Genomic DNA, 22,042 nt, shown 5'->3' on the forward strand with positions numbered 1-22,042 from the left:
ATCAAAATATGCCTTTAATAAAAATAAAATACCGTCTTAATGGGCACAATAATAAGGTGAAACTATATCAAACCGGCCAGTAGTTTTTTCACGACCCAATATCCTACCCTAGCCTCCGAAATCCCCTGCAATAGCCGATGATGACAAACAAATGCATCGTCAATAATTTCCGCTTCCATATAATAAAAACAACAGGCAGGATCTTTTTCAAATGCTTTCGCATACTCCAGGATATGAGTTGATATAAGGAAATGGCAACAAGAGAATCTTTTCAATAATTCATTGACTGCAAGAGAAGCCTCAAAAGCATCCTTAGCGTTAGTTCCGCGAAACATTTCATCCAAGACGACCAAACAACGTTTTCCTGTAAGCGCTTTTTGCATCACTTCTTTTATACGAAGTACCTCTGCCATGAAATGGCTTCGCCCGTCACGCAAAGAGTCCGGCAAATTAATAGAAGTATAAATACCTTCGTAAAGAGGACAAACCATTGACTTCACCGGGACAGGCAGTCCGCAATGCGCCAGCCAGACAGCCAAAGTCAGTGCTTTTAAAGTGGTTGACTTTCCCGCCATGTTAGAACCCGTAAAAATACTGATATTTCCCCGGGACATCACCCAGTTATTCTCCCGTACATTTTTCACAAAAGGATGAACTACATCCTCAACCGAAAAATCCATTGTTTCCACCACTTTCGGTGTACAACAGAAATTTTTCTCTTTCGCTACCCGATGAGCTGTCCGGCAGACATCCAATAAATACAAAACTGATAATAACTCTTTCAAAGACAACAAACGGGTACAGCGAAATAGATAATCGTATTTATCTATCGTATAATTAGATAGCCGCCTTTCTTCGCCAGAAGTCTGTTCCAAGACTTCACCTAATTCACTTCCGGACAAAATATCATTCACCATACGGGCTGACTCCTTCATCAATTGTGGGGCATCCTCATCCAATTCTTTCGCCCATCTCTCCAAACAATGCAGCAAATGTATTACCAATTTCACTCCCCGACAAATAACATAACGGGTTGAATCATATCTCAACAGGCGATCTATGACAGTAGCACATGACAGTAAGACGTGTGCTTCCCTGATCTGGTCGCGATAAGCCAGATAATATTCAATAAAATCCAATTCTTCTTCATTCAAAAGAAGTTCAGGTAAAGCATCCCACGCAACAGCCTCCTGCCTTTTGCGGATCATATCCAAATCACTTAACGGATACATAATCCAGTTCATCATCAATGACTTTCCTTCTTTCGTCTCTGTTCTAGAAAACAAAGAGAAAAGAAACTGCTCATTGTTTGCAGTCTCCGTTATGCTTAAATCCGCATAGGTCTGTTTGTCTGTATCCAGATACGTCATAGCTGTCTTTAAAAGTAAATAGTCTCGTTTTGACAAATATAGGAAAAAAAACTAAGCAGACAGTATTCCTTTTCATAGAAAGACACAGTATAGCAATAAAAAAGGCGGTTCGAAATCGAACCGCCTTCCATATTATATCTGATTCTCCAATTAGAGTTTCGGACCAGCAGCAACCAAAGCCTTACCAGCTTCGTTACCAGTAAATTTAGCGAAGTTCTTGATGAAACGTCCAGCCAAATCTTTAGCTTTTTCTTCCCATTTGCAAGCACATTCGTAAGTGTCGCGTGGGTCAAGGATCTTCGGATCAACACCCGGAAGTTCTGTAGGAACAACAAAATCGAAGAAAGGAATAACCTTAGTAGGAGCTTTGTCGATAGAACCGTCAAGGATAGCGTCGATAATACCACGAGTATCTTTGATAGAGATACGTTTACCAGAACCATTCCATCCAGTGTTAACCAAGTATGCTTTAGCACCAGTCATCTCCATCTTCTTAACCAGTTCTTCTGCATATTTAGTCGGGTGCAATGACAAGAAAGCAGCACCGAAGCAAGCAGAGAATGTCGGAGTCGGTTCAGTGATACCACGTTCTGTACCAGCTAATTTAGCTGTAAATCCAGATAAGAAGTAGTATTGAGCCTGTTCCGGGTTCAGGATAGATACTGGAGGCAATACACCGAACGCATCAGCCGACAAGAAGATAACTTGTTTTGCGTGAGGACCTTTAGAAACCGGTTTAACGATGTTTTCGATGTGATAGATAGGATAAGAAACACGAGTGTTTTCAGTCACGCTCTTGTCAGTGAAATCAATCTTACCGTTAGCGTCAACAGTTACGTTTTCAAGTAAAGCGTCACGTTTGATAGCATTGTAGATATCTGGTTCGCTTTCTTTATCCAAGTTGATAACCTTAGCGTAGCAACCACCTTCGTAGTTGAATACACCTTCGTTATCCCATCCGTGTTCGTCGTCACCGATCAATTTACGTTTCGGGTCAGTAGACAAAGTAGTCTTACCTGTACCAGACAATCCGAAGAAGATAGCAGAGCTAGTTCCTTCCATATCAGTGTTAGCAGAGCAGTGCATAGAAGCGATACCACGAAGCGGGTTCATGTAGTTCATGATAGAGAACATACCTTTCTTCATTTCACCACCGTACCAAGTATTCAGGATTACTTGTTCTTTAGTCTTCAGGTTGAATACTGTAGCAGTTTCAGAGTTCAAGCCCAGTTCTTTGTAGTTGTCAACTTTTGCTTTAGAAGCGTTGAAACATACGAAATCAGGTTCTCCGTAGTTAGCAAGTTCTTCAGCAGTCGGGCGAATGAACATGTTAGTTACGAAATGAGCCTGCCAAGCTACTTCCATGATGAAACGTACTTTCATACGAGTAGCTTCGTTAGCACCACAGAAAGTATCAACAACGAACAAACGTTTGCCGGAAAGTTGTTTTACAGCTTTAGCTTTCAAGTCAGCCCAAGCTTCTTCAGTACATGGTTTGTTATCGTTTTTATATTCTTCGGAAGTCCACCATACAGAATCAGCAGAAGCTTCATTCTTAACGAAGAATTTATCTTTAGGAGAACGACCGGTGTAGATACCTGTCATTACATTCACAGCGCCTAATTCAGTAACTTGACCTTTTTCAAAGCCTTCCAGACTCGGTTTTGTTTCCTCAGCGAACAAAACATCATAAGACGGATTGTGCAAAATCTCAGTCACACCTGTGATGCCGTACTTGCTTAAATCTAAATTTGCCATTTTCTTTGAATTAATTAAAATTGGTATTTTGTTTTCTATCTCTTTTCACCTTAACATGGGGAGCTTTGGATACCCCCTTGTAAATCCGGCTACAAAAGTAATACTTTCTTTGGAAAGGAAGAAGGTATTAGAGAAATTTTTCCCTAATTGAAACTCTTTTATAAATTCCTAACAATATCTGCAAACTGAATATTGCAATTTGAAAGATTATCGTTTACTTTGCAAGCCAGTATGTTATCAATACTATGAAAATGAGATTAAAATTTGATTAAAATATAATATGAAAGTAATTGATTTTGGCCAAACTAATTCGATTCTAAACCAGTACATATCCGAAATTAGAAATGTAGAAGTTCAGAACGACCGCCTGCGTTTCCGCCGTAACATCGAACGGATCGGAGAAATCATGGCTTATGAAATGAGTAAAGAGTTTAAATACTCGGTAAAGAACATCCAGACACCACTGGGAATCGCTCCGGTCAGTACACCGGACAACAATTTAGTAATCAGTACGATCCTGCGTGCTGGTCTGCCTTTCCATCAAGGTTTCCTTAGCTATTTCGACAGGGCGGAGAATGCGTTTGTTTCCGCTTATCGTAAATATAAAGATACGCTAAAATTCGATATACACATAGAATATATCGCTTCTCCCCGCATTGATGACAAAACGCTGATTATCACCGATCCTATGCTGGCAACTGGGGGGAGTATGGAACTTAGTTACCAGGCAATGCTGACGAAAGGACACCCTGCTGAAATTCATGTTGCTTCGATTATCGCCAGCCAAAAGGCTATCGATCATATAAAGAATGTATTTCCGAAAGACAAGACAACAATCTGGTGCGCAGCCATCGATCCCGAACTCAACGAACATTCTTACATTGTTCCGGGACTGGGCGATGCGGGCGATCTTGCCTACGGCGAAAAAGAATAAACGTTTAAAGATTCTTCCGATATTGCTGCGGTGAAACCCCAACCTGCTTCTTAAAGAACGTACCGAAATAAGAAGCATTGGGGAAGCCGAAGGCATTTGAAATCTCCTGAATATCTTTCTGCGTATTTTTAAGCAATGAGATGCTCTTACGAATGATAGCTTTGAATACAAGTTCCTGCACGGTATATCCGCAGATACTTTTAGAAACGGCAGAAAGATATTTAGGAGACAAGCACAATTTATCCGCATAAAACTCAACACCCCGTTCCTGCATATAATATTTTTCGATTAACTGGATCAAGTGAATAAAGACTTCATTTTTGCGTCCTCCCACTTCCCGCCCGTCATTGACGAGTTTGCGATTATAAATAGAACAAATCCTGTACGTCAATGCAAGTAGAAGTAATTTCTGCTCATAAAGTTTAAATGAATTTTCTTCCGACTGTAACACATTGTCCAATAAGGACATATACTTTACGATCTCTTCTTCCTCACCAGTAGACCAGACACAAGAAGGTTCTTCGGGAGTAAGGCGGGAATACATATACATGGAAACAACCAGATTCCCCATAATATCCCGGATCGGTTCTATCTGATAAATCAAAATCCGTACCTCCATGTCTTCCGACTCTTGCAAAACCTGAAACTCGCCGTCTTCGGGAATAAACAAACTTTCGCCTGCTCCTGCGAAATGCTTTTTCTGATTAAGCGAAAACTGGAAATTACCCTGGCGGCAAATAATCAGCCCCAGCCCTTTCATTTGGAAAGGTTTCTTCAGTGAGGGTGGAAAATTTACAAATATCCCTTCAGAGCTACATATATTTTTCCCACTTAATAAATCGCGATCAAACTGCAATAAACGATCTTGTCCGCTATCCATCATACCAATATATTAACAGATCATTATCAAAAACGACGCTAAGTTAGCAATTTTCGTTTAGGATAAGGAACAACGAGCACAAATATCATACAAATTAACCCACCATAAATTGTCCATCCCGCCATCTCTTTGAGTGCAGAGAGCGTGGCCTGCACCTGAATACGCCCTTTGGTAGATATAGCAGCCATGTTACGGGCTTCCGTCTCACTCTTTCCCTGATATTTCATACCTTGTACCGTACCAAGGAAGGAAGTGGAAGCATCCGGATTAAGCAGGTCCACATTTTGCGCATAACGGGTTATATAGTGTTGTTGCCGCTCCTGCAAAACATTTGTATAAATTGCTCCGCCGATACTCGGTCCCACAACCATACGCACAGTAAGCATAATACAGATCCAGGTGGAAAGATATTTAAAAGGCATACGTTGATTGGCATAAGCAGCCGTCAGCGCATACAGAATCATCATGCCTGTGGCACGGATGATAACTGCATATTTCAGACGCTCGTAAACTCCTGCCGTTTGTACCTCGAAATACATGAAAACAGCTGATAAAGACAGGAAGAAGAATCCCATCGCAAACAGATACTTAAAATGTAACCCTTTACCTCCCAACACCATAGCAATCACGGCACCAATAGCATAACCTACCATACACCAATTACCTAATGAAGCATTTTGCAGATTATCGAGATGCATCCCCACTCCTGCAAACACATTGACAAACATAGCACTGGAGTTTATCACCATCAATAATAAGTAAAGTAATGCTCCCATACGTATAGTACGCAGTTTGAACGCATCCAGCAAAACATAAGGCGACCGGCGCGTTACATCCATATATAGAAAAATTCCCGCAAACAGAATACTTACAGCTGTCGCCCAACGAATAGATTCGTCATCATACCAGTCGAGTACTTTTCCATAAACCAGCACATACGTGAGACAAGTCAGCGAGATGCAAAATGCAGTGACATTGCCGAACTTACGGAAATTAATAGGAAACCTTCCGGGAAACTTATAATTCGGCATGGTAATAAACAAGAGCAAAATAGAGATCAGGAGAATCCCCATCATAAAGTAATACACATATTTCCACTCATATTCAAAGGACAGCCAAGCCGTCAATGCTGTGCCCGACTGTCCTAGAATCATAAAAAACAGATAAACAGCCGGCTGACTCACACATCTTTCAATGTCCAATTTATTCCAACCGGCAGTATCTTTCGGCTCCAACCCCGGAGTAATATTGCGGGTAGCTTCCATTCCACCCGCATACCAAATAAGTGTGAACAGATTGACCATCATCAGTACCATACGCAAGAAACCCGTCAGAAGACTACAAAGCGCCAACAGAAAAACGCTGTCTGTCTTTGCACAGATATAACTGAATATATACATGAACGCAAACCCGACAATACACATCATCTTCTCCCGCCGCACACACACCAACTGATATAGGAAAGGAGCAAAGGCTGCCATACCAATAGAAGTAACAAAGTTGGCAAACTGGATATGCTCGGATATAATGCCAAGCCCGCTCATCATTTCGGTGCTATTCACCGAATAAACCCCGCCTACCGTAAGAATCGGCAGAAAGAAAAATAACAGAATGATAATACCCAACGGCTTGGGCATCCAGCTATAGAAAGGATAATTTTTAGGATAAGAGGGCATTAATTTTTGATTTATGAATTATGATTTATGAATTATAGGTGCACGGTAGTTAGAGTTTGGCTTTCACCACTACCATCATGCCTGCTGCTAATCGTTCGTTGTCTTCTTTCGATAAATCGGTAAAGTCGATGCGTACGGGGATGCGCTGTTGGATCTTCACAAAGTTGCCTGCGGAGTTATCGGTCGGCACTAATGAATATTTGGAGCCGGTAGCTCCTGATATAGAGGTGACTTTGCCTTTAAACTCTTTATCGCTAATGGCATCTACTGTGACAAATACTTCCTGTCCGATATGCAGGTTCTCGATTTGTGTCTCCTTATAATTGGCAACGATCCATTTCTGGGTATCAGGAAGAATATAGGTGATGGTCTGCCCTGCCGAAATAAACTGTCCTTCCTCTAATGAGCGACGGCCGAGTTTTCCGTCACAAGGAGCTATTACAACCGTATAGGAAAGATTCAACCGGGCCATTTCGAGCGCAGCTGTTGCTCTTTGAATAGCCGCTTCGGTATTCATGCGACGGTAGGACACTTCATCTACACCGGAAAGAGCTGCTTTTTTCTGCCTTTTCGTAGCTTCCAGTTTCTTATGCGTAGCTTCATAATCAGTGACAATCTGTTCAAGTTGGATAGGAGTAGCCGCATTTCGTTTCACGAGGTTCTCATATCGTTTCCGGTCTTTTTCCAGTTTCGCCAAACGTACTTCAATCTCGGCAATAGACGCATCATAAACAGATGCTGTTGTCTGCGTAGTATTGAGTGTTGCATTGATGACGGTCGCACCGGCTTGCGCATCTTTCAAGGCAGCTTCAGCCTCCATTACGCGAATTTTATATTCACGATCATCCAGTACCAGCAAAGTATCTCCTTTATGTACCTCCTGATGTTCTGTAAAGTAGATTTTGTCAATGTAACCTGAAGCACGTAGATTGATAGGAGACACATATTGTTCTATTTGTGCATCGTTACTAGTCTCCGTCTGGCTATAATTCAAAAAAAGGCAGATCACTTCAATCACTCCCCAAACAATAATAGCCACTCCGAGAAGGCTGATAGCAATCTGCCAGCGACGAAGTTTCTTCATTTTTTTTGCTTTCTCCTGATGAGTAGCGGAAGGAAGGTTATTTTCCATTGTTTCCATATTTATGATTGTTATTTGCGTATTATTTGACTAATGATTCTATTTGTCCGGTCAGTTTAAGCAGCATCAGGTTAGTCACCCGATAGTTATAATGTGCGCTGATATAGTTGTTTTGAGCTTCACTCATCTGCATTTCATCTTGCAGCACTTCCGTCATGGAAGCAATGCCTTCCCGGTAACGATCGGAAGTGACTGCGTACACATCTTCGGCAAGCAAGTAGTTATCCTTCTGTTTCTTAAAGTTACGCTGATTGTTCATCAGGTCGTTCACAGCATTCAGATATTGAGTTTGCAGATTCTTCCGGGCATCTTCCCATGCCAGTCTTTTATTCTCTATATCGATCATCGCCTTCTTTATTTTATAAGTTTTATCCAGTCCGTCGAAAATCGGAATACGCAAGGTTAGCCCCACTCCATAGGAACGAAACCATTGATTGGACGGACCGGAGTGGAACCAATGATAACCTTTATCCGTATATGCAGCATATCGCCAGCTGCCTGTCAGACTAAGAGAAGGGATATATCCATTAGTAATGATCTTCTTTTGTCGTTCCGCCAGTTGCACTTGCGATTGTGAGAGTTGAAGTTCATAGATATTTTCCGACAAGCCGGTCAAGGCTACCGTAGTAATGCTATCGGTATTTACCGGTGTCAGCGCGATTTCCTTTTCAGCCGGATAATCCATAATGTATTTCAGCATATTCAATTGCTGTTTCATCATTGCTTGTGCATTGTCATATTGCACCTTCAGATTTTCCAAATTGATATTGACTCTTTTCAGATCGACTTCCATAGACATTCCATTATCGAAGAAAGCCTGTGTAATATCTCTCAATTCTTCCAGACGGGTGATATTTGCTTTTATCAGCATGATTTGTTCGGCCGTGACCTGTCCGAGATAATACATCTTACTGATTTGAAGAATAACATCTTCCCTAGCTTTTCCATAAGACAGACGGCTGATTTCTTCCATCACTTTAGCTATGGACATAGAAGTATAAAGAGTCTGATTAAAAAGCGGCATCTGCATTTCCAGTCCTGCATTAGCAGAATGTTGCAATGTTTTCGTTATATTATAGGGAACTCCGTAAGATGAACCGTCTGTGACTGACACCGGAGGATCAAAATTGTTATTATAACCGGCTATCGCATTAATTTGCGGCAGCAACTTCGAACGGTTTTCAGATACGCCATATTTACTTTTTTGTATTTCTTTACGTTTCCCTTCTAACGACAAGTTATTGTCAATACCAATGCGGAGACAATCCTCTAATGTCAGAATCTCTACCTCCTGTGTGTTCCCACGTAACACGAACAAGAAAAAAAAGGAAAAAATGAATAGTAGTCTTTTCATAACATAATGCTCTATTATTGGCTACAAATTTAGTAGCTTACAGTATAATAAGACTATCCACAAACTATTTGTTTATATTCATATTTTCCTTTTTCAATGAACAAACAATAAACAACTACTCTCATAAAACATCACACTTAATATGTTTCTATGAACAGCGTTTGTTTTTTCATATTTTTTTAGTGAATGTAAAATAAGGGCGGCGCTCTTTGTGAGGAGGAGTGCCGCCCTTATTTTATAACCTTACAATACATTATGAAGGTTAATGACTATTACATTTCGCTTAAGGCTTCTTCGCTATCTTGCTGCGCTGCATCAACGCAAAGATTATAACTCCGATCAACAACAAAGTCAGTGCCGCATAAGCAATACTTTCTGTAACCTGTATGCTTTGTGGATCAAACCACATTTCGATGGTATGTTCCCCTGCCGGTACATTTATCGCACGCAAGATATAATCTGCACGGGCAATATCGACGGGCTGGCCGTCAATAGTCGCCTGCCATCCCGGATAATATATTTCGGAGAAGACAACAACTCCGTCTTTAGGAGTGGAAGCCTTGTAAACCAGACGATTCGGCTCGTAACTAGTCAACTGGATGGTAGATAGAGAATCTTTATATCCTTCTGTCACACCTTTCAATTGTTCTTTAAACTTCACATCCACTACGGCTGTTTCCGTTGGAAAAATATCATTCAAAGCGTCGATTTCTTCATTTGCATTATTTACATACTGCACCTTATCTACGAACCATGCATTGCCGTATGCATAAGGATTTACCACAGGAACAGCCTGCCCTTGCTCGCCGGCAGGAAAAATGAAGTATTTTGTATTCAGCATATTCAGTACACGGAATTTGGAAGCGTCTACACTGTCCATCTGTCCGCCGGCAGTAGCCACCGCCTGATAGGTTTCCTGCATTTCGGGCACGATATGATGATCGATCATTTCCTGATAGCGACGGAGCTTCGCTGCATGATAACCACCGACACTCTTATGCCAGTATGCCGTGTTGTTTTCATTAAACGTATTACCGGGGAAGCCTATAAAGTTCAACACACGATAATTTAAAGTAGTATCCTGAAGGATCATCTCATCCGCCTGTGTTTTAACAAACGCTTCTGTCTGTTTGGATTTCGGCACAAACTGTTCGTCATTCAAATAGCGTTTATTAATGCTCCACATATCTATCAAACATAAAAGCGCAATACCAGCCAATGTGAAAGAAGCTTTCAACTTCCGCTGTTGATATAAGAATAAAAACAGGCAACCAATCATTATAATAAAGAAACTGCGCCATGCGTCCGAAGCAATAATAGCTTCACGCATTTCAGTCAGGTTTGCCACAAACGGAGCCAAATGTTCGGCTGGAAGTGCTTGTTTCAAAGCAGCCATCTCTTGTGTCGTAATAAAACCGGAGAAGAAAGCACCCGGAGCAACAGCTAAAATCAACGCAACACCAGCAGTCAGTACCAAAGTGGCAATCACCCCTCCACGGTTCTCTTTCAACTTCAGCGTATCCGGTTTGCTCAAAATCTCTTTCAAAGCAAAAATCGCCAACAAAGGAATGGTAAATTCAGCAATCACCAGAATGGAAGATACAGCACGGAACTTATTGTACATCGGGACGTAATCGATAAAGAAGTCCGTCAGTCCCATAAAATTCTTTCCCCATGAAAGCAGAATCGAGAAGATAGTAGCTCCTAGCAATGCCCATTTCAGAGGACCTTTCACTATGAAACAACCCAATACGAACAGGAACATCACAAATGCCCCGACATATACAGGACCGGCTGTCCACGGTTGCTCACCGAAATATTGCGGCAACTGCGAATAAATACCACTATACATTGGATTGGCCTTTGCCATAGCAGCTTCGCTTTGCGACATCGTAGACCCTGACCCTCCTCCTTTTACGTTCGGAACCAGCAATGTCAATGTCTCGCCAATACCATAACTCCAGTTGGTTATGTAGTCGCGGTCCAACCCGCTACTTGTCTGGCTGGCTGCAGCACCCTCCTGCTTCAATTCGCTCTTGCCGCGCATCGTCTCCTTACTATATTCATAAGTATGATACAGATTGGAGATATTGATGCAAACTCCTACCACGGCAGCCAATGCCAAAATTGCGCTGGCCTTGAAGAAATGGGGCAGTTCTTTCTTTTTATAAGCATCTTCAAAGTACGCTCCCACGAAAAACAGGATCACAAACATGAAATAATAGCTCATCTGAATGTGATTCGACTGAATCTGAAGGGCGATAAACAACGCTGTAATAATTCCGCCCAACAAGTATTTCTTCCGGTAAGCCAGAACGACACCCGCAATCGTAGGTGGAATATAAGCCAACGTCACAAACTTCCAAATGTGCCCTGCCGGTATCAGAATGAAGAAATAGGAAGAAAATGCCCATATCACTCCGCCCAATCCTGCCAGCCAGGCCGATATTCCGAAGGCCCGCAAAAGGATATAGAATCCGAGCATCATAATAAAAGTCAGCACTACATAATCCGGGAGAAAGAGGCGATAAACCTTCTCCACCCCTTTCAGGGACGTTGTCGAGTCGTAACTCGGAGACATCTGATAGGTAGGCATACCTCCAAAAATCGAATTCGTCCAGCGCGTACGTTCTCCGGTACGTTCGAGATACTCTTTCGATTCTTGTCCCGCGCCGACTCCGGCAGCCGTGTCATGCTGAAACAAGATACGACCTTCAATATCAGCCGGAAAAAAATAGGCGAAAGAAAGAATGATAAAAGCCAGAATGGCTATTAAGTCGGGAAGAAACTTTTTCATTTACAATGACACGATTTACTATTTACGATTGAAGTTTGAATATAAAATAAATTACGATCTGACAATCCAATATTTACAATTGATAACGGTAGAATACCGATCTCCCACATTTATCAATCGCAAATAGTAAATCGTCAAATCGTAAATCTAATTAGTATCTATAATGATCTGCTTTATAAGGTCCGTCCACTGACACACCAATATAGGCAGCCTGTTCAGGAGTCAACTTAGTCAATTTCACGCCGATCTTTTCAAGATGCAGGCGGGCAACTTCTTCATCCAGATGCTTCGGCAAGCGATATACATTGATATCATATTTCTTGTTAAACAGTTCCATCTGTGCCAATGTCTGATTGGTAAATGAATTACTCATCACAAATGACGGATGACCGGTTGCACATCCCAAATTTACCAAACGACCGTCAGCAAGCAAAATGATGCTGTGGCCATCCGGGAAATAATAACGGTCTACTTGTGGTTTGATGTTCACACATTTGATGCCCGGATAATGTTTCAAGGCATCTACCTGAATTTCATTATCGAAATGACCAATGTTGCAAACGATAGACTGATCTTTCATTTTCTCCATGTGGTCGATACGGATAATATCGATATTACCTGTAGTAGTCACAAAAATATTGCCTTCCATGCAAGCTTCTTCCATAGTCACCACTTCAAAGCCTTCCATGGCAGCCTGCAATGCACAGATCGGATCTACTTCCGTCACGAGCACCCGCGCTCCGTAAGAACGCATAGAATGAGAACAGCCTTTACCCACATCACCATAACCACATACTACCACCACTTTTCCGGCAATCATCACATCCGTTGCACGCTTGATACCGTCAGCCAGCGATTCGCGGCAGCCATACAGGTTGTCAAACTTAGATTTTGTGACCGAATCATTCACATTGAATGCCGGGAACAACAGTTTGCCTTCTTCCTGCATCTGATACAAACGGTGTACGCCTGTCGTAGTTTCTTCAGACACGCCACGCACTTCTTCCGCTACACGATGCCAGCGAGTACTGTCTTCCGCCAACACTTTCTTCAAGATTGCATTCAGTTCTATTTCATCCTCTGCATGTACTTCTTTATCCAATACGGCAGCATTATTCTCCGCATCATAACCTACGTGAATCATCATCGTAGCGTCACCGCCATCATCTACAATCACATTCGGTCCTTTACCACCGGCAAAGCTCAATGCCTGTAATGTACACCACCAATAATCAGCAAGAGTCTCCCCCTTCCATGCAAACACAGGCACACCCGTAGCAGCAATTGCAGCCGCCGCATGATCCTGCGTTGAATATATATTACAAGAGCACCAACGTACTTCAGCTCCTAAAGCCACTAACGTTTCAATCAGCACAGCCGTCTGAATGGTCATGTGCAACGATCCCATAATGCGGGCACCTTTTAACGGTTTGGATTCTCCATACTTTTCGCGAAGAGCCATCAGGCCGGGCATTTCTTTTTCTGCCAAATCGATTTCCTTGCGTCCGAAATCAGCAAGCGTAATATCTGCCACCTTATAGGGCAGAGTAGAGAATAATTCTGTAGACATATTGTAAATCATTTATATATAATTGGTGCAAAGATAGAACATTCTGATTAGTAGGGCAAAAGCTATCCGTTTTTTTTATATTATAATAACTTGGGAGACAATCCGCGTCTCGGAATATTGTCTTATATTTGCAACAGATAAAACAAATTCTACAATATTCTAATGAATAACAATAAATCTTCTATGAGACATTACGAGGGCAAAACGAAGGAGGAACTTTTAAAAATAATCGAACAATTAAAGGAGAAGGTGGATTTTCTTTCCTCTCATTCTTCGCCTCCTTCCCAAGAACGTTTTCGCGATAAATACAGCACCCGGATATTGGATGCCCTCCCCGATATGCTCACCGTCTTCGACCATGATGCCAATATTATAGAGCTTGCTTCTTCGCCGGCAACCAACCACGTAGAAGGTATCAATGCCAGTAATATCACCACCACTAACGTAAAAGATATTCTGCCGGAAGAAGCTTATGAGAGTGTCCGCAAGAATATGGATAAAGTAATCCTCACGGGAGAAAGTTCCACAGCCAGACATGACCTGATGTTGGACGGTGTTTTACATCACTACGAAAACCGCATCTTTCCTTTGGATAATGAATATCTGTTGTGTATGTGCCGTGATATATCCCAACAATGGGAGGCAGAACAGACGAACGCGCAACAACAGAAAGAGCTGAAGGCCGCCAGAGTCAAGGCAGAAGAGTCGGACCGGCTGAAGTCTGCTTTTCTTGCAAACATGAGCCATGAAATACGCACTCCGCTCAATGCGATTGTCGGATTCTCCAAACTAATCACTTACGCAACATCTACGGAAGAGAAGAATCAATATGCGGAAATCATCGAACGAAATTCGGAAATGTTACTGAATCTATTCAACGATATTCTGGATCTGTCCTCACTGGAGGCCGACTCTTTAAAATTCAACATCTGTCCGATCAAGTTAACAGATATCTGTCTGCAACTGGAGCAACAGTTTTGCCATAAGACGCAAAACGGAGTCAAACTTATTTTAGATGATGTAGATGCGGACATGTATGCCTCCGGTGACTGGAATCGTATTATACAAATTATAAGTAACTTGCTTAGTAACGCCACGAAGTTTACCCCCAAAGGAGAAATTCATTTCGGGTATCGGGAAAAAGAGGATTTTGTAGAGTTCTACGTGAAAGATAGCGGCATCGGTATTCCGGCAGAAAGAGTTGCCACTATTTTCCGCCGCTTTGGAAAAGTCAACGATTTTGTTCAGGGAACCGGATTGGGGCTGACTCTTTGCAGAATGTTAGTAGAAAAAATGGAAGGACGTATCTGGCTGCGCTCCCAGGAGGGACAGGGAAGCAGGTTCTATTTCACTCTCCCTTTGATTCGCCAATAAATGTGCCGTCGAGGTTACAAATACCTGTATCAGAGGATGACACTTATATGACTATTTACAATTAGATACAGAAAACGCGGCCTGTCGATGACAAAGCCGCGTTTTCTATATTATCAATATTTGAAAAATAGTTCTTTATTTCTTAGCAGCCGGGGCACTAAGCATTTCTTTGTATTTTACCGGATCATTCAGTATTTTCATCGCTTCTTTCAAACCGTCATCATCCTTCAACTGCTGGATGATATTACCACGTTGATAATAGTAACGCTTGATAATTTCAGTAGCAATCATTTTCTTTATGTCGGTAGAGAAATAATCCAAGTCACGGTCGAGATTATGGTTCAACTTCTTCTCTAGCGCTTTGAATTCCTCTGAAGCGTCATCCATATATCCTTCAAACTCGGCAGCTTCTTTCAACGTTTTCAGAATCTTCTCACTCTGTTGGTCATACTTGAAGTCGGCTTTCTTCACCAATGCTTTAAAATCATTATAATCAGCATCTGTCACCTCAAACTTCTCCGGAGCAACGATAGTGGGATGTTTCAAACAATACTGCGTTGCATAATCGAAGATTAGATTATCACGTACCAAATAGAAAAGGATATTCGGTAATTTCTCTTGTTTGATCGTAATATCCGGCATTACACCACCTCCGTCACGGACTTCACGTCCGGCAGCCGTATGGAATACCTTAGTTAAACTGTCGGGAATAGTGCCGACACTTCCGTCTTCATTGCGATGCTTGTAATCAATAGCCTGCACGCAACGGCCGCTCGGAATATAATATTTGGAGGTAGTCACTTTCATCATTCCGCCATAAGGCAAAGGACGGGTGGTCTGTACCAACCCTTTTCCAAAAGTACGGTTACCAACGATCACAGCACGGTCGAGATCCTGCAAAGAACCTGATAAGATTTCAGAAGCAGAAGCCGTTCCGCTATTTACCAGTACGGCAATCGGAATATCCAAATCCAACGGTTCACGCAACGTTTTATAAGTGTTACTGGCCTGTTTGATTTTTCCTTTGGTCGTCACAATCACTTTTCCACGCGGCAAGAAATAATTCGCAATTTCTACTGCTTCATCCAACAATCCACCACCATTACTACGAAGGTCTATCACCAATGAAGTGGCTCCCTGTTTCTTCAAATCCAAAAACGCTTTCTTAAATTCTTTGGAAGGATTGCCGGAAAAAGTACTAAGGCCGATGTAACCTATATTGTTATCCAATACGGCAGTATAAGGTATTGCCGGATTCTGAATAGACTCACGCACAATTGTGAACTCCATCGGCGTACGTCCGCCTTTCACATTCGGACGCTCAATCTTCAACTTAAAACTGGTCCCTGCCTGCCCACGCAACATCTGGCTAACTTCCGCATTATTCTTACCGGCAAGGTCTTTTCCGTCAATCTCCATCAGGATATCTCCCGCTTTCAGCCCGGCTTTGGCAGCAGGTGTTCCCTCAAAAGGTTCAGAAATCATCGAACGCTTTAGTTTCGTATTATAAGCAATGTAAGAACCTATACCACCGAATGATCCTTTAATCATCTGCTCCAACTCACTCTGATCTTCTTCCGGATAATATTCCGTATAAGGGTCCAAGGTGTAAAGCATATTATCGATCCCTTCCCGAATCGTTTTATTCGGATCAATGGTATCTACATAGAACATATCCAGTTCTTTCACAATCGCGTTAAATATATCCAGATTCTTTGCAATCTGGAAATTACGATCATCTCCGCTCTTGAAACTAAAGAAAGCAACTGTGGCTATCACCGCTACTGCAACAATAGCTATTCGCCTGTTCAGCAATTTTTTCATACCTCTTTTTAATCTAAATGAGTCGTAAAAGTAGCTTAATCCTTTGTTATTCTGCCAGAATCCTGTTAATATTTAACTTAATTTCATCCCAGCGTTCCTGTGGCATCGTTGTTCCGATTACCTGAATAACATTTCCCGAGAGAATAGAACCTATTTTTGCACATTTATCCAACGAGTATCCACAGGTCAATCCATATAAGAATCCGGAAGCAAAATAGTCACCGGCACCGGTAGTATCCACCACTTTCTGAACCGGAATGGCCGAAACCTTTATTTCCTCTGTTCCTTTGCGGATATAAGAACCGCTTGCTCCGACTTTTACAATAGCAATACTGCATTTCTTGGCAATCACTCCCAAAGCTTCCTCCGGCTCCTTGCCGGTAAAGGCTTTCGCTTCTTCTTCGTTTGCAAAGACGATGTCGACATATTTGTTTATTAATAAAGAGAAGAACTCCAAATCATTGGCCACAATATTATAACTAGCCATATCCAGACAAATCTGCAAACCTGCTTCTTTAGCCAGTTCAATGGCATGAAGAATCATTTCATGATCCTGAACGAGGTAGCCTTCTATAAATAGGTACGCGTAACCTTTAAACATATCCAGCGTCAGTTCTTCCGCTCTCAAAGAAGCGGCTGCTCCCAGATAGGTTCCGAAAGTGCGCTCCCCATCCGGTGAAATAAAAGTGGATGCCACACCGGAAGGTAGTCGGTCCGAGGTCAATAATTTGTCTTCAATCTTATTTTTCTGCAGATTTTCACGAAAAAATTCTCCATAATTATCATTTCCCACTTTTCCGATAAATCCTGTTCCAGCACCCAAACAAGCCAGTCCGAGGATGGCATTTCCTGCCGATCCGCCTGTTGCCAAGTGGGTTTTCATCTGTGAAAATTTTGTGTTAATCTGCTGTAACTTAGCGTCATCGATGAGCTGCATGCTTCCTTTGGGTAAACCCATTTCATCCAAAAGAGTATCATCCTTCAGGGTTGCGAGTACGTCTACCAGGGCGTTGCCCAATCCTATTATTTTGTCCATTCCTAATATTTTTTTTGCAAAGATATTGCATATTTCAAAAAAACCTAGTACTTTTGCATCGCAATTGAGAAAAACATTCTTCCTTAGCTCAGTCGGTTAGAGCATCTGACTGTTAATCAGAGGGTCCTTGGTTCAAGTCCAAGAGGAAGAGCAAAGTTGAAAATCTTGATTGCAAACATTCTTCCTTAGCTCAGTCGGTTAGAGCATCTGACTGTTAATCAGAGGGTCCTTGGTTCAAGTCCAAGAGGAAGAGCAAAAAAAGAGGTAAATCAGAAGATTTATCTCTTTTTTTATTTTTCTGATCCAATGTTTTTCGGAGCATAACGGAATCCTGGGATGGATAGGGCTCAGTCTGAAAACTTGGGGGATTTGATTCAGGGCAGTCACATTCTTAAAATAAACACATAGCGAAAAAGTAAATTTGGGCAAAGCGTAGCGAATTAGCTGATAGAGCGTTCGTTACGCTTTGTTTTTCTATGGGGCAGAGCCAACGAAATACCACCTCGAAGCCAAACGGTGCAGAAGTTCAGTTACCACCTCGTTACTCCCGTAACGGGTGCAAATTTCTTGCTAAAAGGTTTTGTTTCTGCGTTTTGCGTAGATTTGCATAGCTGTCGGTAACTCACTGTAAACTAATTTTGTAACCAAAAAAAGGAGTGAGTTATGCGAAGTACATTCAAGGTCTTATTTTACGTGAAGAAAGGCAGCGAGAAGCCGAACGGCAACCTGCCTCTGATGTGCCGTATCACGGTGGACGGCGAAATTAAACAGTTCAGTTGCAAGATGGACGTTCCCCCACGCTTGTGGGACGTGAAGAACAGCCGTGCTTCGGGCAAGAGCGTCGAAGCGCAGAGAATCAACCTTGCGGTAGATAAAATCCGTGTGGAGGTAAACCGCCGCTATCAAGAGTTGATGCAGACGGACGGTTATGTTACCGCCGCCAAACTCAAAGACGCCTATCTCGGTATCGGCGTCAAGCAGGAAACTTTGCTGAAACTGTTCGAGCAGCACAACGCCGAGTTTGCCAAGAAAGTCGGGCACAGCAGGGCGCAAGGGACATTCACCCGTTATCGGACGGTCTGCAACCATATTCGGGAGTTCCTGTCCCATACCTACAAGCGTGAGGACATCCCGTTAAAGGAACTCAACCTCACATTCATCAACGATTTCGAGTATTTCCTGCGCACGGAGAAGAAATGCCGCACCAATACCGTGTGGGGCTACATGATTGTGTTGAAGCACATCGTTTCCATTGCGAGAAACGACGGACGTTTGCCATTCAATCCCTTTGCGGGATATATCAACTCTCCCGAAAGCGTGGACAGGGGCTACCTCACCCGAACGGAGATACAGACGCTCATGGACGCACCCATGAAGAACGCCACCCATGAACTTGTACGGGACTTGTTCGTCTTTTCTGTTTTCACGGGTTTGGCGTATTCGGACGTGAAGAACCTCACCACCGACCGCCTGCAAACATTCTTCGACGGCAACCTGTGGATAATCACCCGAAGAAAGAAGACGAACACCGAATCGAACATCCGCCTTTTGGACGTTCCCAAGCGTATCATGGAGAAATACAAGGGACTGGCTCGGGACGGTCATGTTTTCCCCGTTCCGAGCAACGGCAGTTGCAACAAAATACTCAAAGAGATAGGCAGACAATGCGGCTTCAAGGTGCGTTTGACCTACCATGTGGCACGCCACACGAACGCCACGACCGTACTTTTGTCGCACGGCGTACCCATCGAAACGGTGAGCCGCCTTTTGGGACATACCAACATAAAGACCACCCAAATTTACGCCAAAATCACCGCCCAGAAGATAAGCCAAGACATGGAAACCTTGTCGCACAAGTTGGAAGATATGGAGAAGAATATCTGTCGAGCCATCTAATTAAAAACAGAATACCGATGAAAGAAGAAAGGAATATTATCACGATGGACGAGCAGGGCAATATCTTCCTGCCGAACGATATAGGTGCAACCGCCATGACCGAGTGGGAAATCTGCGAACTGTTCGGGGTTATCGCCCCGACGGTTCGGGCAGGGATAAAGGCACTCTGCAAAAGCGGAGTTTTGAGTATATATGACATAAAGCGCATTATCCGCATATCGGACAGATACAGCGCGGAGGTTTACAACCTCGAAACGATAGCCGCCCTCGCTTTCCGTATCGAATCGTTCGGGGCGGCGAAAGTCCGCAAAGTGTTGTTGGAAAGGATTATAAACAGGCGAAAAGAGAAAACGACGGTATTCGTGTCGGTTGTTTCGGACGGCAAGCCCAACAGCCGTTGGAAAGCATGATGATATATCAACATACCAACATGCAAACATACCAACATATCAGCATACCAACATGCAAACCTATCACTATGGTGATATATATTGCAGGTTCTATTCCTCTTTTCAGAGGAAAGCGGAGCAATCATTTCCGTTTACAAAGGCAAAGCAAGCACGGGGCTTTATGTCGGCTAAAAGGTCAGGCGGCTGCGCCGTTTCCCGATAAATCTTCCTCTCGCTTCGCTGCGAGCGTATTTATCGGGAAAACCTTGTATCCGACCGCCCCGTGCAAAAGAGCCTTTGAAAACGGAAACGACCACTCCGCCACCCACCGACCGAAAGGGAAAAAATAAGGTGGGGTTACGGGCAAGCAGACGGCAGGGACAGCCACCGCAGAAAGGCAGACGGCATGCCGCAGGGTATTTACGGAGAAAATACCGTAGCTTATTAGGGAATTTTCCGAGCCGCAATACTACGTATCGCTGAAAATTCCCCAATAAGGCAAGGGGCCAAGCCCCTCTGCACACCCCATCGGGGACGGCATTTGCCGCCCCCGAAGATACAAAAAATCATTGTTTCACAAGCCAAAAAAGAAAGGAAGAATATATGGGTTTCGTAGTTTTACACATGGAAAAGGCGCACGGCAGCGACAGCGGAACGACCGCACATATCGAGCGTTTCATCATACCGAAGAACGCCGACCCCACACGCACGTACTTAAACCGCAGGCTCATCGACTACCCCGACGGGGTGAAAGACCGTTCGGCGGCTATACAGCAGAGATTGGAAGAAGCGGGGCTGACACGCAAAATCGGAAGCAACCAAGTACGGGCTATCCGCATCAACGTATCGGGAACGCACGAGGACATGAAGCGGATAGAGGAAGAGGGGCGTTTGGACGAGTGGTGCGCCGACAATCTGAAATACTTCGCCGACACGTTTGGAAAGGAGAACATCGTGGCGGCTCACCTGCACAGGGACGAGGAAACGCCGCACATACACGTTACACTCGTCCCCATCGTCAAGGGAGAGCGCAAGCGCAGGAAAAGGGAGGAACAGACAAAGAAGCGATACCGCAAGAAGCCGACCGACACCATGAGGCTGTGCGCAGACGATATTATGACACGACTGAAATTGAAGTCCTACCAAGATACCTATGCCGGAGCGATGGCAAAATACGGGCTGCAAAGGGGCATAGACGGTTCGAAGGCTCGTCACAAGTCCACGCAGCAGTATTATCGGGATATACAGAAACTCTCCGATAACCTCAAAGCGGAAGTGGTGGATTTGCAGCAGCAGAAAGAAACGGCACGGGAGGACCTAAGACGGGCGAAAAAAGAAATACAGACCGAGAAGCTGAAAGGAGCGGCAACCACCGCAGCCGCCAACATCGCCGAGAGTGTCGGTTCTCTTTTCGGCAGCAACAAGGTCAAGACATTGGAAAAAGAGAACACCGCCCTACATAGGGAGGTAGCCGACCACGAGGAAACCATCGAAGCCCTGCAAGATAGAATACAGACCATGCAGGCAGACCACAGCCGACAGATGGCGGAAGTAGAACGGAAGCACCGCAGGGAGATAGCGGACAAGGAAACGAAGCACAAAGAGGAAATATCTTTCTTGAAAACGGTAATCGCAAAGGCTGCGGCATGGTTTCCCTATTTCCGTGAAATGCTCCGTATCGAAAACCTCTGCCGCCTTGTGGGATTCGATGAAAGGCAAACCGCAACGCTCGTCAAGGGAAAGCCGTTGGAGTATGCAGGGGAACTCTATTCGGAGGAACACGGACGGAAATTCACGACCGAAAAGGCTGGGTTTCAAGTAGTGAAAGACCCCACGGACGGGACGAGATTAGTTCTTGCCATCGACCGAAAGCCCATTGCCGAGTGGTTCAAGGAACAGTTCGACAAGCTAAGACAGAACATACGGCAACCTATTCCACGACAAAATAGGCTCAAAATATAAATACTATAGCATTAATTGTTAAAAAGTCATTCAAAAACTTACTTCGCATTTGGAATTTTACTACTTTTGTATTATGAATGG

16 protein-coding genes and 2 tRNA genes are annotated in these 22,042 nt (G+C 43.4%); 8 read left to right on the top strand and 10 right to left on the bottom strand.

Going from position 1 to position 22,042, the window contains the following annotated elements; genetic code table 11:
* Positions 1-62: 62 nt before the first annotated feature.
* Positions 63-1,370 carry a hypothetical protein gene (locus tag DW862_RS02765; protein ID WP_008023139.1) on the bottom strand — a complete coding sequence of 436 codons (1,308 nt, stop codon included), beginning with the start codon at positions 1,368-1,370 and terminating at the stop codon, positions 63-65.
* Between the two features lie 150 nt (positions 1,371-1,520).
* Positions 1,521-3,128, bottom strand: a complete 1,608-nt coding sequence (pckA, locus tag DW862_RS02775; RefSeq protein ID WP_120067253.1) for a phosphoenolpyruvate carboxykinase (ATP) — start codon at positions 3,126-3,128, stop codon at positions 1,521-1,523.
* A gap of 280 nt (positions 3,129-3,408) precedes the next feature.
* Here pckA and upp point away from each other — a divergent pair, with 280 nt between their 5' ends.
* Positions 3,409-4,062, top strand: coding sequence for a uracil phosphoribosyltransferase (gene upp / locus DW862_RS02780; protein ID WP_008023141.1), 654 nt, complete (start codon positions 3,409-3,411; stop codon positions 4,060-4,062).
* A 4-nt stretch (positions 4,063-4,066) separates the two neighbouring features.
* On the opposite strand, the gene DW862_RS02785 is transcribed toward upp, so the two are convergent.
* From DW862_RS02785 to ahcY, 6 genes are all read right to left on the bottom strand, one after another.
* A complete protein-coding gene (locus DW862_RS02785) occupies positions 4,067-4,942 on the bottom strand; it encodes an AraC family transcriptional regulator (RefSeq protein ID WP_004302395.1) in 876 nt (291 codons plus the stop codon).
* 38 nt (positions 4,943-4,980) lie between these two features.
* Positions 4,981-6,618, bottom strand: a complete 1,638-nt coding sequence (locus DW862_RS02790) for a hypothetical protein (RefSeq protein WP_004302396.1) — start codon at positions 6,616-6,618, stop codon at positions 4,981-4,983.
* Positions 6,619-6,667: 49 nt separating this feature from the next.
* On the bottom strand, positions 6,668-7,759 hold the full coding sequence (locus DW862_RS02795; protein ID WP_120067254.1) for an HlyD family secretion protein: 1,092 nt from the start codon (positions 7,757-7,759) through the stop codon (positions 6,668-6,670).
* 22 nt (positions 7,760-7,781) lie between these two features.
* Entirely contained in the window at positions 7,782-9,113 is a 1,332-nt protein-coding gene (locus DW862_RS02800) for a TolC family protein (RefSeq protein ID WP_008023145.1), read from the bottom strand.
* A 283-nt stretch (positions 9,114-9,396) separates the two neighbouring features.
* On the bottom strand, positions 9,397-11,910 hold the full coding sequence (locus DW862_RS02805) for a YfhO family protein (RefSeq protein ID WP_008023147.1): 2,514 nt from the start codon (positions 11,908-11,910) through the stop codon (positions 9,397-9,399).
* Between the two features lie 151 nt (positions 11,911-12,061).
* Positions 12,062-13,492 carry an adenosylhomocysteinase gene (gene ahcY, locus DW862_RS02810; protein ID WP_085929822.1) on the bottom strand — a complete coding sequence of 477 codons (1,431 nt, stop codon included), beginning with the start codon at positions 13,490-13,492 and terminating at the stop codon, positions 12,062-12,064.
* 171 nt (positions 13,493-13,663) lie between these two features.
* Between ahcY and DW862_RS02815 the strand changes: the two genes are divergently transcribed.
* Positions 13,664-14,854, top strand: coding sequence for an ATP-binding protein (locus DW862_RS02815; protein ID WP_120067308.1), 1,191 nt, complete (start codon positions 13,664-13,666; stop codon positions 14,852-14,854).
* Between the two features lie 135 nt (positions 14,855-14,989).
* Here DW862_RS02815 and DW862_RS02820 read toward each other — a convergent pair whose 3' ends face one another.
* Together DW862_RS02820 and DW862_RS02825 are read right to left on the bottom strand one after the other, a co-directional pair.
* Positions 14,990-16,678: a S41 family peptidase gene (locus DW862_RS02820; RefSeq protein ID WP_120067255.1), complete on the bottom strand. Its 1,689-nt coding sequence runs from the start codon at positions 16,676-16,678 to the stop codon at positions 14,990-14,992.
* Between the two features lie 46 nt (positions 16,679-16,724).
* Positions 16,725-17,714, bottom strand: a complete 990-nt coding sequence (locus DW862_RS02825; protein WP_120067256.1) for an adenosine kinase — start codon at positions 17,712-17,714, stop codon at positions 16,725-16,727.
* A gap of 77 nt (positions 17,715-17,791) precedes the next feature.
* Here DW862_RS02825 and DW862_RS02830 point away from each other — a divergent pair.
* The 6 genes from DW862_RS02830 to mobV all read left to right on the top strand — a co-directional run bounded on the left by DW862_RS02830 (position 17,792) and on the right by mobV (position 21,961).
* Positions 17,792-17,865 (top strand) — tRNA-Asn (locus tag DW862_RS02830).
* A 28-nt stretch (positions 17,866-17,893) separates the two neighbouring features.
* Positions 17,894-17,967 (top strand) — tRNA-Asn (locus tag DW862_RS02835).
* A gap of 410 nt (positions 17,968-18,377) precedes the next feature.
* Positions 18,378-19,610, top strand: a complete 1,233-nt coding sequence (locus DW862_RS02840) for a site-specific integrase (protein ID WP_120067257.1) — start codon at positions 18,378-18,380, stop codon at positions 19,608-19,610.
* A 17-nt stretch (positions 19,611-19,627) separates the two neighbouring features.
* The gene (locus DW862_RS02845; protein WP_015547642.1) at positions 19,628-20,020 is read left to right on the top strand and encodes a hypothetical protein; all 393 of its coding nucleotides are present in this window, start codon (positions 19,628-19,630) and stop codon (positions 20,018-20,020) included.
* A gap of 20 nt (positions 20,021-20,040) precedes the next feature.
* The gene (locus DW862_RS02850) at positions 20,041-20,349 is read left to right on the top strand and encodes a hypothetical protein (RefSeq protein WP_243636444.1); all 309 of its coding nucleotides are present in this window, start codon (positions 20,041-20,043) and stop codon (positions 20,347-20,349) included.
* A gap of 253 nt (positions 20,350-20,602) precedes the next feature.
* The gene (mobV, locus tag DW862_RS02855) at positions 20,603-21,961 is read left to right on the top strand and encodes a MobV family relaxase (RefSeq protein WP_120067259.1); all 1,359 of its coding nucleotides are present in this window, start codon (positions 20,603-20,605) and stop codon (positions 21,959-21,961) included.
* The last annotated feature ends 81 nt before the right edge of the window (positions 21,962-22,042 follow it).

The sequence above is a fragment of the Bacteroides sp. AM37-9 genome, from assembly GCF_003603455.1.
Lineage (GTDB): Bacteria > Bacteroidota > Bacteroidia > Bacteroidales > Bacteroidaceae > Bacteroides > Bacteroides xylanisolvens.

Coding starts and splice junctions, on each gene's coding strand:
- DW862_RS02790 (WP_004302396.1), bottom strand. CDS start 6,618: ATGCCCTCTTATCCTAAAAATTATCCTTTCTATAGCTGGATGCCCAAG.
- DW862_RS02785 (WP_004302395.1), bottom strand. CDS start 4,942: ATGGATAGCGGACAAGATCGTTTATTGCAGTTTGATCGCGATTTATTA.
- upp (WP_008023141.1), top strand. CDS start 3,409: ATGAAAGTAATTGATTTTGGCCAAACTAATTCGATTCTAAACCAGTAC.
- DW862_RS02795 (WP_120067254.1), bottom strand. CDS start 7,759: ATGGAAACAATGGAAAATAACCTTCCTTCCGCTACTCATCAGGAGAAA.
- mobV (WP_120067259.1), top strand. CDS start 20,603: ATGGGTTTCGTAGTTTTACACATGGAAAAGGCGCACGGCAGCGACAGC.
- DW862_RS02815 (WP_120067308.1), top strand. CDS start 13,664: ATGAGACATTACGAGGGCAAAACGAAGGAGGAACTTTTAAAAATAATC.
- DW862_RS02845 (WP_015547642.1), top strand. CDS start 19,628: ATGAAAGAAGAAAGGAATATTATCACGATGGACGAGCAGGGCAATATC.
- DW862_RS02850 (WP_243636444.1), top strand. CDS start 20,041: ATGCAAACATACCAACATATCAGCATACCAACATGCAAACCTATCACT.
- DW862_RS02765 (WP_008023139.1), bottom strand. CDS start 1,370: ATGACGTATCTGGATACAGACAAACAGACCTATGCGGATTTAAGCATA.
- DW862_RS02805 (WP_008023147.1), bottom strand. CDS start 11,910: ATGAAAAAGTTTCTTCCCGACTTAATAGCCATTCTGGCTTTTATCATT.
- pckA (WP_120067253.1), bottom strand. CDS start 3,128: ATGGCAAATTTAGATTTAAGCAAGTACGGCATCACAGGTGTGACTGAG.
- DW862_RS02820 (WP_120067255.1), bottom strand. CDS start 16,678: ATGAAAAAATTGCTGAACAGGCGAATAGCTATTGTTGCAGTAGCGGTG.
- DW862_RS02840 (WP_120067257.1), top strand. CDS start 18,378: ATGCGAAGTACATTCAAGGTCTTATTTTACGTGAAGAAAGGCAGCGAG.
- DW862_RS02800 (WP_008023145.1), bottom strand. CDS start 9,113: ATGAAAAGACTACTATTCATTTTTTCCTTTTTTTTCTTGTTCGTGTTA.
- ahcY (WP_085929822.1), bottom strand. CDS start 13,492: ATGATTTACAATATGTCTACAGAATTATTCTCTACTCTGCCCTATAAG.
- DW862_RS02825 (WP_120067256.1), bottom strand. CDS start 17,714: ATGGACAAAATAATAGGATTGGGCAACGCCCTGGTAGACGTACTCGCA.